The organism is Virgibacillus dokdonensis, from assembly GCF_900166595.1.
Lineage (GTDB): Bacteria > Bacillota > Bacilli > Bacillales > Amphibacillaceae > Virgibacillus > Virgibacillus dokdonensis.
Genome location: NZ_LT745763.1, coordinates 3,675,137 through 3,687,261, shown reverse-complemented (window position 1 = coordinate 3,687,261; position 12,125 = coordinate 3,675,137). Strand labels below are relative to the sequence as shown.

The 12,125-nt window shown below is 37.5% G+C and carries 12 protein-coding genes; all 12 read left to right on the top strand.

Annotated features, from left to right (window positions below; genetic code table 11):
• Nucleotides 1-96 precede the first annotated feature (96 nt).
• The 12 genes from B2C77_RS18640 (at nt 97) to B2C77_RS18585 (ending at nt 11,888) form a co-directional block, all read left to right on the top strand.
• Complete coding sequence (locus B2C77_RS18640) at nt 97-1,095, top strand: C40 family peptidase (protein ID WP_254844003.1); 999 nt, start codon at nt 97-99, stop codon at nt 1,093-1,095.
• Nucleotides 1,049-2,008 carry an ABC transporter ATP-binding protein gene (locus B2C77_RS18635; RefSeq protein WP_077706399.1) on the top strand — a complete coding sequence of 320 codons (960 nt, stop codon included), beginning with the start codon at nt 1,049-1,051 and terminating at the stop codon, nt 2,006-2,008. The genes B2C77_RS18640 and B2C77_RS18635 overlap by 47 nt, the downstream gene beginning before the upstream one ends.
• Before the next feature lie 476 nt (nt 2,009-2,484).
• Nucleotides 2,485-3,699, top strand: coding sequence for a stage II sporulation protein D (gene spoIID / locus B2C77_RS18630; protein ID WP_077706398.1), 1,215 nt, complete (start codon nt 2,485-2,487; stop codon nt 3,697-3,699).
• A gap of 629 nt (nt 3,700-4,328) precedes the next feature.
• On the top strand, nt 4,329-5,207 hold the full coding sequence (gene spoIIQ / locus B2C77_RS18625; RefSeq protein WP_077706397.1) for a stage II sporulation protein SpoIIQ: 879 nt from the start codon (nt 4,329-4,331) through the stop codon (nt 5,205-5,207).
• Between the two features lie 469 nt (nt 5,208-5,676).
• Nucleotides 5,677-5,964 (top strand): sporulation transcriptional regulator SpoIIID, encoded by a 288-nt coding sequence (spoIIID, locus tag B2C77_RS18620; RefSeq protein ID WP_077706396.1) that lies wholly within the window; start codon nt 5,677-5,679, stop codon nt 5,962-5,964.
• Between the two features lie 518 nt (nt 5,965-6,482).
• Complete coding sequence (locus B2C77_RS18615) at nt 6,483-7,484, top strand: rod shape-determining protein (protein ID WP_077706395.1); 1,002 nt, start codon at nt 6,483-6,485, stop codon at nt 7,482-7,484.
• A 31-nt stretch (nt 7,485-7,515) separates the two neighbouring features.
• On the top strand, nt 7,516-8,319 hold the full coding sequence (locus B2C77_RS18610) for a flagellar hook-basal body protein (protein WP_077706394.1): 804 nt from the start codon (nt 7,516-7,518) through the stop codon (nt 8,317-8,319).
• Between the two features lie 13 nt (nt 8,320-8,332).
• A complete protein-coding gene (locus B2C77_RS18605; RefSeq protein ID WP_077706393.1) occupies nt 8,333-9,160 on the top strand; it encodes a flagellar hook-basal body protein in 828 nt (275 codons plus the stop codon).
• A gap of 112 nt (nt 9,161-9,272) precedes the next feature.
• Nucleotides 9,273-9,623, top strand: coding sequence for a DNA-directed RNA polymerase subunit beta (locus B2C77_RS18600; protein ID WP_237342796.1), 351 nt, complete (start codon nt 9,273-9,275; stop codon nt 9,621-9,623).
• An 87-nt stretch (nt 9,624-9,710) separates the two neighbouring features.
• A complete protein-coding gene (fabZ, locus tag B2C77_RS18595; RefSeq protein ID WP_077706392.1) occupies nt 9,711-10,130 on the top strand; it encodes a 3-hydroxyacyl-ACP dehydratase FabZ in 420 nt (139 codons plus the stop codon).
• 154 nt (nt 10,131-10,284) lie between these two features.
• Complete coding sequence (locus tag B2C77_RS18590) at nt 10,285-10,548, top strand: hypothetical protein (protein WP_077706391.1); 264 nt, start codon at nt 10,285-10,287, stop codon at nt 10,546-10,548.
• An 824-nt stretch (nt 10,549-11,372) separates the two neighbouring features.
• Nucleotides 11,373-11,888 carry a competence protein ComK gene (locus B2C77_RS18585; protein WP_073009343.1) on the top strand — a complete coding sequence of 172 codons (516 nt, stop codon included), beginning with the start codon at nt 11,373-11,375 and terminating at the stop codon, nt 11,886-11,888.
• Nucleotides 11,889-12,125 lie beyond the last annotated feature (237 nt).

Sequence of the window (12,125 nt, the reverse complement as noted above, 5' to 3'; positions counted from 1 at the left end):
TATGGTGGAAGTTTGAGCTGCTACTAAATAATGTGTGGATTGCGAAAGAAAACACCACTCATGGAGGGTTCACTTTATAAAATAGGAGGGTCAATAGTGAGTCAGCAAATGTACGGGAAAATAACAAATGAACTGTATGTAACCTGTGTTTCTGTTGCTACGGTTTGGACAGAGCCATTATGTGCTAGAAGAATAGATGCATTAGCGATTCATAACCCTGCACATGTAGATCAGTGGGTGAAGCAATTAGATTATACTGAAAAACTGGCATTATGCGTGGAAAATCGTATTCAAACACAATTGCTGTATGGCGAACAAGTACTAGTAACGGAGTGGGCTGGTGATTGGGCTCATGTTATTATACCTACTCAGCCGTCACATAAAGATAGAAGAGGTTATCCAGGTTGGGTGCCTGCTTGCCAACTCAAACAAATTTCTAATCAAGACTGGCTTCAGCCTATAGGTGCTATCGTTCGATCTCCTTTTGCTCCGTTAACTATTCATAATGAATCCTTTATACACTTAAGTTATTTAACCATTTTACCAGTAAAAAGACATCATGGTTCTACGACATCTGTAGTAACACCACATGGTAACGGATATGTTAATACACAAGATATAGAGTTATTTTCAAACGCAGACGGTATCCCCCATAGTAATGGGGAGTCCATTGTAGCTGTTGCTAAATCTTACATAGGGCTTGACTATTTATGGGGCGGGATGAGCGCTTACGGTTATGATTGTTCAGGTTTAGCCTACGCTACGCATAAAGCGAATGGATATCAAATTGCTAGAGATGCAGGCGATCAAGTAAAAGGTGGAATCAAAGTTCCGCTAGATAGGATACTACCTGGTGATTTACTTTTCTTTGCTTATGAAAATGGGAAAGGAAGGATACATCATGTAGGTATTTATTCTGGTAACGGAGAAATGCTACATGCCCCACAAACGGGAAAGGGAATTGAACAAATCAGACTTGCGAATACGATGTATGAAACGGAGTTATGTGCGGCTAGGCGCTACTGGCAGGAGGAGGAAACGATCGAAAATGGCAAAAGCAATTCTCGAAGTAAACCGTCTGAAGAAATTTTTTGAAGTGAACAGAAACCAGACGCTACAGGCTGTCAATGATGTATCGTTTCAAATAAGCGAAGGAGAGACATTTGGCTTAGTAGGGGAGTCGGGTTGTGGTAAATCTACGATTGGGCGAACCATTCTCGGTTTATACCATAAGACAGCTGGAGAAGTCTTGTACGACGGGAAGGATATTCATGGTTTAAAAGAAAATGATAGATTCAAGTTGCATAAAAAAATGCAAATGATTTTTCAAGATCCGTATGCCTCATTAAACCCTCGATCTACTGTACAGGAAATTATCTCTGAGCCAATGGAAATACATCGTTTGTATCGACATAAGAAGGAAATAAAAGAACGAGTATACCAATTATTAGAAGAGGTAGGTTTACAGCGGGATCATGCTAATCGTTATCCTCATGAATTCAGTGGCGGTCAAAGGCAGCGTATAGGTATTGCAAGGGCGCTCGCTTTAAATCCAGAGTTCATTATTGCAGATGAACCAATTTCGGCTTTGGATGTTTCCATACAGGCGCAAGTCGTCAATTTATTAAAGAAAATTCAATATGAAAAAGGATTAACGTTTTTATTTATTGCCCATGATTTATCGATGGTGAAGCAAATTTCTGATCGAATTGGCGTCATGTACTTAGGGAATTTAATCGAACTTACAAAATCAGAACAGCTATATGACCATCCCTACCACCCGTATACAAAGGCGCTATTGTCTGCAATCCCTATTCCAGATCCAGAAGTCGAAGAAAAGCGAGAACGAATTATATTGCAAGGTGAACTCCCAAGTCCGATTAACCCGCCGAGCGGATGTGTGTTTCGTACGCGATGTCCAATGGCTATGCGTATTTGTGAGCAACAAAAACCGCAATTTCGAGAAATAACACCAGAGCACTTTGTTGCCTGCCATCTTTATTCATAAAGTTTTGTAGTTATTGCAATTATGTAGCCGAAAGACATTCCGTAGTAGATGATAAAAAACGGCTATTACGGAATGTCTTTTTTTCATGGTCTAGGAAATCATAAAATTTTTCAGCTGTGGATAAACTTACTAAGTTATTTAGCCACGTCCGGCTCCAGCGCCCAGCAACTAGGCGACTTCACGAATCGCCCTACGATAAGTCATCATCGGTTCGTGCAACACCGCCTCACCATGATTCCTAAAACTTTAGTTGCTTCGTTCCACTCGCTATGTTGCTAACCGGGCGCCCCAAGCCTTTGTTCCTTTAGGAGAGCATAAAACCTAAAGGGTTGTATAGAAAAACGAAGGCATTTTATCGTCATTAAAGGCTTGGCAACAGTCAATTTTTTCTACATTTTTAGTTCTACATAGAAGAAGTCGTGTATATATATCTTAATAGGACTGCTAGATTGAAGTGATGTTGAAGGGGGTAGGCAATGAAACCTAGCAAATATTCAAAAAAACATGGGTCTAACTACACGAAAAAACGAAATGCCTTATTATTAAAAAAATTAAAAGCAAAGCACCAATCTCAGAATCAATCAAAACCATTCAAGAAAAAGTCGCTAACACGTAATAAATATTGGTTTGCACCCAAAAAGCACTATTTACAAAAAAGACCAAAGCAACATGTATGGAAAATTCCTTCTGCCATTTTGTTAGCTTGTTTACTGATGATTATCTTAGTAGTACCTACATTAATTGTCATTCCTTATAGCAAGGGGGATGAAAAAGTAGCGAAAGCCCCCCCAATTGCAAGTAGTGAAGAAACAACCAACCAAAATATGGATTTAGGTAGCTCTCCTTTCTCGGTATCAGTGATGCGTTCGAATGTAGATAAAGTAGAGGGAGTACCTTTAGAGGAATATGTAGTTGGTGTAGTCGCTTCTGAAATGCCCGCAGAATTTGAAAAAGAAGCGTTAAAAGCGCAGTCCCTTGCAGCGAGAACGTATATTGTGAATCAAAAGCTTCATGGTGGAGGAGCTAAACAAGAATCAGATGTCACAGATACAGTGCAACATCAGGTATATAAAGATGAAGGTCAGCTGCAAAAGTTATGGGGGAGCGATTTTGAATGGAAAATGAAAAAAGTAAAAGAAGCGGTGGCAGAAACAAAGGGAGAAATAGTAACCTATAAAGATACGCCAATTACGCCTGCTTTTTTCTCTACGAGTAACGGCTATACGGAGAATTCAGAAGACTACTGGGAAAATGAACTTCCATATTTACGTAGTGTGGAGAGTCATTGGGATGAGGAGTCTCCGAAATATTTAGATCAAAAGACGTTTTCGATACAGCAGTTAGAAAAAGCGTTAGAAGTAGATTTACCGAATCAATTTCCTTTAGCTGTTGAGACTACGCATACAGATAGTAATCGGGTAGAACAGTTGCAATTAGCAAAGCAAACTTTTTCAGGAAGGGAAGTTAGAGAAAAGCTAGAATTGCGCTCAAGTGATTTTACCATTGAACAAAAAAATAACCATTTCATTTTTACAACCAAAGGATTTGGTCATGGAATCGGCATGAGTCAATATGGTGCAAATGGAATGGCTAAAGAAGGAAAAAATTATCAAGATATTGTCCGTTATTACTATCAGGATGTAAAAATAAGTACAATTAATGATACAGCTCCAACTCTTGTCGCAAAATAGACGAGAGTTTTTTTGTTTGTCTAGGAAATTATAAAATTTTTGCAGCTGTGGATAAACTTACTAAGTTATTTAGCCACGTCCGGCTCCAGCGCCCAGCAACTAGGCGACTTCACGAATCGCCCTACGATAAGTCATTATTGGTTCGTGCAACACGTCTCACCATGATTCCTAAAACTTTAGTTGCTTCGTTCCACTCGCTACGTTGCTAACCGGGCGCCCCGAGCCTTTGTTCTACTATAGGAAAGTATAAAAGTTTTAAGGGTTATAGTATAAGAAAAAATATGCCATTCGCCGTAAGACTTGGCGACAAGCCAAGTTTTTCTAATGCGTTATAGGAAAGTATAAGAGTTTAAAGATTTATAGTATAAGAAAAGCTACAGCCTGCTATTGCACGATAGGATGGATTTTTTAATCACTCATCTAACAAAGATTGTAGCATAGCTCATAATAGTAGGAGATAGAAACTTCTATAATAGGATATAGTGCAATCTATTGGATCGTCAGAAAAAGCAAAGTCCTCTTAATTTACCCCTTTTTTACAAAAAAATACGGCGAAATGCAAATTATTTCTTATTAGATGTATATAAATTCCTTTTTCTGATCAGAATGGTTGTTGAGGTGATGATCTTATGAAAGAGGAAAACAAAGGGGCTTCAAAAAACAAGTGGAGTCGAATTTTTCGTAAAAAATGGTTCTTCCCAGCTGTCTATTTAACTATTGCCGCTGTATTATTATCTGTTGTCGTTTGGTATCAAAATGTGGACAATCAAGTGCCTGATGCCCAAGAAGGAACAGATGAATTCATTCCATCTGAGCATGGAGAAAGAGCTGAACCTGTGTTGGAGCAACAGGAAATGATCCAAATGCCTGTGACAAACCCAGAAGAAGCAGAAATCGTAACTAAATTTTATGATTACAATGCAGATCAAGAAGAGCAAGAGCAGGCCTTGGTTCTGTACAACAATAAGTACTATGAGAGTGATGGTGTAAATATTGCTTCTGCAAGTGGTGAATCATTTGAGGTTGTAGCAGCTTTAAGTGGTGAAGTTACAGAAGTAAAAGAAGATCCGCTATTAGGAAATGTTGTTGTACTTACCCATGAAGATGATGTCCAAACCTATTATGCTAGTCTTGAAGAAGTAGATGTAAAGGCAGGCTCTGAAGTGAAGCAAGGTGACTCATTAGGTAAAGCAGGTAAGAGCGTATTTGGCAAAGACAGCGGAACGCATGTTTACTTTGAGCTACGTAAACAGGATCAAGAAGTTAACCCAGAAGCATACTTCAATCAACCGGTAAGTAGCTTGAACAGTGCAGTCGAGGAAGAAACGAAAGATGTGGATGCTCAAGATGAAGCAGATCAACAAGGAACGGAAGATGCAGAAGAAGAACAAGAAACCGAAACCCCTTCTGATGACAGCGAAACTACAGATGAAGAATCAGATGAAACTTCAGAAGAAGCAGATAATGTGGATAAAACGGAAGAAATGGACCCTGAGTTGAATAATTAATCTCTTGTTTCTAACGTTTCATAGTGAAAAAGTAACGCCTTTGAAAATAAATCAAAGGCGTTTTTTTTGCACTATAGGAGAGCAAAAAAAATAGAAACTCGGCTATCTCCATATGGCTTGGCGTAACCGGTTTTCATTCTGTATCCTATATAATTTCCAGTTTAATTGTAAATTGGCTTGTCTTATATGAACAAGGTCTCTTTTTTAAGCATAAACCTCATTGCGTCATAATAAACTTATACAAACCACTAAAACATAAGTGTCTGAGGTGAGGTATGTGAACCTGCTAAGCAGCTGAAAAACATCATTACTGATATTTTATAGTTTTAAAATACAGAATTTTAAAACTTTTTCTAAACTATAAATACTATCTACATAAAACAAATATTGTATGGTTCTAACTATCCATTTATAAACGCCTGTACCAATTGGTCACCTCAGAAATATACAACTCAGGGAGGCGAACGGTGTGCACGATTACATCAAAGAACGAACGATCAAGATAGGGAATTATGTGGTGGAAACAAAAAAAACAGTTCGCGTTATAGCAAAGGAGTTCGGTGTTTCTAAAAGTACAGTCCATAAAGATCTAACGGAAAGATTACCCGAGATTAATCCAGAATTAGCAAAGCACGTTAAAAAAATTTTAGAACATCATAAAGCAATTAGACATTTGCGAGGTGGGGAAGCAACGAAAAAGAAATATATGGTAGATGCAGATTCAACCACTAAAAAAGAAGTAAAACCTGTAGGATAATACCCTCTTAAATGAAAGGTTTTATAGGGCTCTCCCTTCGTTATGGGTCACGCTAGAAAAAACTTGGCATATCGCCAAGTTTTTTCTAGTTACATATAGAGGATGTTTGTTTATAACCAACCTATTAGCTGGCATAGTGTTTTTCCGTGGGTGCATGACATTTTGATAAAACGTCATATATTATTCCATCATTATCATTTAAAAAAATGATGGAAAAAACAAGGGATTCGTATAACCAAAAACAGAGCTTTTTTAATATGGAAAGCATACATGGAGCAAAAGTCATATAGATTCTATTTTATTTGGCTTATTTTTGTTGGATATCCATTCTTTTCATTTTTTCTGCACTTATTTTAGAGGTGTGAATAGCTTGGGATAAAGATAGGTGATAAGCTGACTTTTTTCTAACAAAATTATAATAAACTGCAGTTAATTGTAGAGAATTGTGGTAAAATAATATATTAGAGGTAGTATGGACAAAATAAAGATATAGTTTGTAATTAGGAGGATATTAGCCCATGTTTTCAAGGGATATAGGAATTGATCTTGGAACAGCAAACGTCTTAATTCATCTCAAAGGAAAAGGGATTGTTTTGAATGAGCCGTCTGTTGTTGCCATGGATCGAAATACAGGAAAAGTTTTGGAAGTTGGCGAGGCAGCAAGGAAAATGGTTGGTCGAACACCAGGTAATATTGAGGCAATTCGTCCATTGAAGGATGGAGTAATTGCTGATTTTGATGTTACTGAAGCAATGTTAAAGCATTTCATCAATAAGATTAATGTCAAAGGATTTTTAGCGAAACCAAGGATTTTAATATGCTGTCCTACCAATATTACAAAAGTGGAACAAAAAGCGATTAAAGAGGCAGCAGAAAAATCAGGTGGTAAAAAAATTTATTTAGAAGAAGAACCAAAAGTAGCTGCAATCGGTGCAGGTATGGAGATATTTCAACCGAGTGGGAATATGGTCGTTGATATTGGTGGCGGTACGACGGATGTAGCTGTTCTTTCAATGGGAGATATTGTTACATCTGAGTCCATTAAAATGGCTGGTGATAATTTTGATAGCGAAATTCTTCAATACATAAAGAAACAGTATAAATTGCTGATCGGTGAGCGAACGGCGGAAGAAATTAAAATTAACGTAGCTACTGTTTTCCAAGGTTCGCGTAATGAAGAAATGGAAATTAGAGGACGTGACATGGTCTCTGGTTTGCCGCGAACCATTACAGTGAACTCCAAAGAAATTGAAGAAGCATTGCGTGAATCTGTTTATCTCATTGTACAAGCTGCAAAATCTGTCTTAGAACGTACACCTCCAGAACTTTCTGCCGATATTATAGATAGAGGAGTTATTTTAACAGGTGGCGGGGCCTTGATTCATGGTATTGATGAGTTGTTGGCTGAGGAATTAAAGGTGCCTGTTTTTATTGCTGAAGAGCCAATGAATTGTGTCGCTAAAGGTACTGGTATGATGTTAGAAAACATTGACAAAGTCGACCGTAAAAAAGTGATATAAACATGTTGGTATAATCAAGGAGGTAACGCTAGTGTTAAGAGGCTTTTATACAGCTGCTAATGGCATGATCACACAACAACGACAGCAAGAAGCTTTTGCGAATAATATTTCCAATACGAATACTCCAGGCTATAAAGCAGATCAAACGACGTTGCGTGCTTTTCCTGAAATGCTATTACATCAAATGTCAGGAAAAAAGCTTCCAGTACAAAATAAACCAAATGTACCATTTCAGCAACCAATAGGTTCGCTAAATACGGGAGTATATGTTCAAGAAATGATCCCAAATTTCGAACAAGGAGATGTCCAAGAGACGGGGCTTTCTACTGATTTTGCATTAACCCAAAGAGATTTACCTGATGAATCCGGGGCGCTCTTTTTTACCGTGCAAAATGAGTCTGGAGATGTACGCTATACTAGAAATGGGAACTTTACCGTAGATGGCGCCGGGTTTTTAGTTACTAACGAAGGATACTATGTGTTAGACGAGAATGGGGAGCCTATTGAAACAAATGATATGGACTTTACAGTAACCTCTGATGGTTTATTACAAACTGCTGATGGCGCAACGGCTTTAGGAATTGCTTATAGTACAGATGTAAACACAATGGTTAAGGAAGGGAATAATGTGTACGCAGGAGATGTGGAAGCAGTTCCCGCAGAAGCCATTTATTCCGTGAAACAAGGCTTTCTGGAAAGATCGAATGTGGATGCTTTACAGGCAATGACACAAATGATGGAATCTTACCGTTTATTTGAAACGAACCAGCGTGTACTAAAAGCGTACGATCAAAGTATGGAAAAAGCAGTTAGTGAAATCGGACGTTTAGTGTAGGGGAGAGATGACCATGTCAAGAACGATGATTCAGGCTGCGGTAACGATGAATCAACTGCAAAATAAAATGGATGTTATTGGTAATAACATGGCTAATAGTCAAACAACTGGTTATAAAAGTAGACAGGCAAACTTTTCTTCGCTACTTTTTCAACAGATGGATAACCTTACAGATCCTGCAAATGCAGAAGGAAGAATGACTCCTGATGGTTTACGAATTGGTTCTGGAGCAAAATTGGGTTCCATTAACGCAGATTTCCAAGTTGGTTCTTTGCGTAAGACAGATCGCAGTTTAGACACGGCATTGTTAGCACCAAACCATTTCTTTCAAGTAGAAGCAACAGAAAATGGAGTAACAGAAACACGTTATACAAGGGATGGCGCATTTTATCTAACTCCGATAAACGGAAATCAAGAAGTGATGCTTGTGGATAAAAACGGAAATGCTATTCTGGGTGCTGATGGCCCGATTATTACAGCTACTGGATTTGACGCCATTGCTGTACAGCCAAATGGACAGATCGTAGTGAAGCGTGGCGATGACAGTGAAGTTGTAGGAACACTTGCTATTGTTGAAGCTTTGCGACCCCATTTACTTGAAGCTGCAGGGGAAAATGCATTTCGTTTATCTGAGGAAGCAAATGCTCAAGTAGCATTTGCTGATGCTATTCAACCAGCAGCTGGGGGTAAAATGCTTGAAAGTGGAAAATTAGAAGCTTCTAACGTAAACATGTCCAAGGAAATGTCTGATTTAATTATGACACAGCGAGCTTATCAATTTAATGCTAGGACGATTTCTATGGGCGATCAAATGTCTGGGTTGATTAATCAGCTACGTTAATACGTGAGGTCTTTAGGTCATACCCTTTGGGCTACTAAACAATTAGAGGGGGATAAAAGAAGCCCCCTTCTGATTGAAGATTTAGTTAATGTGAAAAGTAAGGAGAAAGAATATGTCCATGCAAAAGAATCCAACTTTCAAAGGCAAATATAATTCGTTTATGAAAGCATGGAAACAACTTTGGCAAAACAAACAACAAGAAACGGAAGCTCATGATGAGCCAAGCCGCCATAATCACGACAAGGAGAATGGTAAGCAAACACCGAATAAAAAGAATGTTCGGATTAGGGTGCGTATTTTTCCAATTTGGTTACGTATCATCGTTACTTTATTATTTTGTATGATTGCCTTGGTTGTTGGATTAATGGTCGGCTATGGAGTCATTGGTGATGGATCACCACTAGATGTGTTAAAAATAGAAACGTGGCAGCATATTATTGATATTGTTACAAAATCAAAGTAGCACCTTTGTCGCATCATGACGTAGGTGTTTTTTCAACGAGAAAGATACGTATAATATAAATTATAATTAAGAAAAGAGGCTATACCTATGGATGTAGAACAAATTAAAGAGATTATTCCTCATCGTTATCCGTTTTTACTAGTAGATCGAGTAACAGAGATAGAAGAAGGAAAGCGTGTTGCTGGGTTGAAAAATGTTACAGCTAATGAACCTTTTTTTCAAGGGCATTTTCCTGAATATGCGGTGATGCCAGGAGTGCTTATTATCGAAGCTTTAGCTCAGCTTGGTGCCATTACTATTCTAGGAAAAGAAGAGAATCGTGGGAAAATTGGATTCTTAGCAGGAGTCGATAACTGTCGCTTTAAACGTCAAGTTCGTCCAGGAGATCAATTACAAATGGAAGTGGAAATTTTGCGCTTAAAAGGCCCAATTGGTAAAGGAAAAGCAGTTGCCAAAGTAGATGGAGAGTTAGCTTGCGAGGCGGAAATCATGTTTGCTATTAAATAATTACATCGGTAAGCTCGAGCATTATTCCAATAGGTGAATAGCTATCAACATAAAAAAATGTCTGAAATAGTTGAAAATGGATAAAAAAAGAGTATGACTTCTTTTAAGTTGGTTAAGATAAAAAACGAACCAATTATAAAAGGAGGTAGTATACATGAAATCAAAGCTTATCATGAAGTTTGGTGCTTCTGTTTTAGTGTTATCACTAATTACTGCTTGTAATATGGGTAATGACGAGGATCCTGCAGATGAGTCTCCGACGGAGGAACAGGACAACAACAACAATCCTGCTGATGATAATGGTGGGATGGATGAAAACGATCAAGAACTACAGGATGAAGATAATGGTAATACGAACGACAATGGCAATGACAATATGATGGAAGATGAAGAAAAGCAAAACGAGAAAAATCAATAATAGTACTTCCATGCATAACAAGTAGCTAGATAGTGACAAGCTAGGGGATTCAATAAGTTTGTCAAATGGAGTTTTATCGTAAATTTAAGGTGATGAAAGCATCTCGTTTCAAGGATTAAGCGTTGTGAGTCTGGCTAAAAGGAAGAAAACAGGGCATAAAAGTCCATTTTGTAATTAGCCTGGTCTATACCCTTGGGATAGGAACAAACATTGAGGGAGAAAAAATCCCCACTGCTGGAAGATTCACTTTTCATGGCTCTATGTTATGATGTGGTTGCAAAAAGTTAGTTATTGCATTCACAACGTTGTAAATAGGGAATATTTACCGCATTTAAGTGAAAGCAATAGCAAGGTATAGTACGTATTTTACTTATAAAAGCAGAACACCATGTACTTTATTTGTGTTCTGCTTTTGTTTACCATTTTTTCTAAGGACTAGAGCAGTTAATTCGACAAATAAATTAGCAAAAAATACTCGATAAGGTTTTCTTAAATGGATTATCATTCATACCATTGTGGGGGGCGGAATTTGAATGAATTCTAAGAAATAAGTAGATTAAAAAGCATGTTTAAAAGTGTACATGAAACATCTGCTCTTAACAAGTTTACTTGGCCTTACTAAGTTGGCAAACCGAGACATCGAGTAATGGAGGTAGTACAATAAAAAGTAAACAGAGCTGTGATATTTACACTATAGGAAAGTAGAAGATTTTTTGGTTTATAGTATAAGAAAAACAAAGGTCTTTTGCCATAAGACTTGATGATAAGCCAATTTTTTCTAAGGAGACTGGAGAATCTGATTGGGGAAGAAAGGTGGATACGGATTGAAACAGAGGATTACATCGTTGTATGTCATATCACCGCATACAAAAGCAATATACAGGAATGAACATAGCTATTATCGTTCTCGGATTATGGAAAGTGGAAGGGCCGAGAAAATGTCCATTCATAAACCAGAGCAAATTTTAGATAATAGTTGTTTAATATACGGATCTTCATTAGAGGGGAGAAGACTAGCTGTAAAAGATATACTCGATTCTTCAAGTAAGCTTCCTGTACCTGTGATACCAGATAAAGGTGTTTTTATGATGCCAACAGCTTCTGTAAAAAATAAAAATAATGTGTGGCTTACTTATCATCATATTTACGGTTTTGAGGAAAATAAAAGTGGTACATATGTTACTTTTTTCGATGGTTCAGGGATTCAATTGGATATATCGATGAATACTTTCGATTTACAGTATAAGCGGACAAGTCAGGTAATCGTCCATTTGAATCGAACATTTCTCTTTGGACAATCAAAATTCCCTATACCGAGATCACGCCTAAAACGATTGTAACAGCTGTGTGAGTGATACCGATTTTTGTAAATATGCTAATAAATCTATATGACAAAATGCAAATAACGATGTATTAAATTACTTGGCTTGATTTCATTGTTGTCAAAAGAATAGTTGTAACTTAACGACTACCGAGAGCTGTTCGCATATTAATGTGCGATATCCAGTCTTGTTTAACTATTTTCTAATCATACTTTTTTCTCCAATGAAAGTAAGTGAGTTTTTTAACTTGTTTTT

Excerpts from the sequence above, each read along its gene's own strand:
- B2C77_RS18590 (WP_077706391.1), top strand. The coding sequence starts at position 10,285 with ATGAAATCAAAGCTTATCATGAAGTTTGGTGCTTCTGTTTTAGTGTTA.
- spoIIQ (WP_077706397.1), top strand. The coding sequence starts at position 4,329 with ATGAAAGAGGAAAACAAAGGGGCTTCAAAAAACAAGTGGAGTCGAATT.
- B2C77_RS18600 (WP_237342796.1), top strand. The coding sequence starts at position 9,273 with ATGTCCATGCAAAAGAATCCAACTTTCAAAGGCAAATATAATTCGTTT.
- fabZ (WP_077706392.1), top strand. The coding sequence starts at position 9,711 with ATGGATGTAGAACAAATTAAAGAGATTATTCCTCATCGTTATCCGTTT.
- spoIID (WP_077706398.1), top strand. The coding sequence starts at position 2,485 with ATGAAACCTAGCAAATATTCAAAAAAACATGGGTCTAACTACACGAAA.
- B2C77_RS18615 (WP_077706395.1), top strand. The coding sequence starts at position 6,483 with ATGTTTTCAAGGGATATAGGAATTGATCTTGGAACAGCAAACGTCTTA.
- B2C77_RS18605 (WP_077706393.1), top strand. The coding sequence starts at position 8,333 with ATGTCAAGAACGATGATTCAGGCTGCGGTAACGATGAATCAACTGCAA.
- B2C77_RS18635 (WP_077706399.1), top strand. The coding sequence starts at position 1,049 with ATGGCAAAAGCAATTCTCGAAGTAAACCGTCTGAAGAAATTTTTTGAA.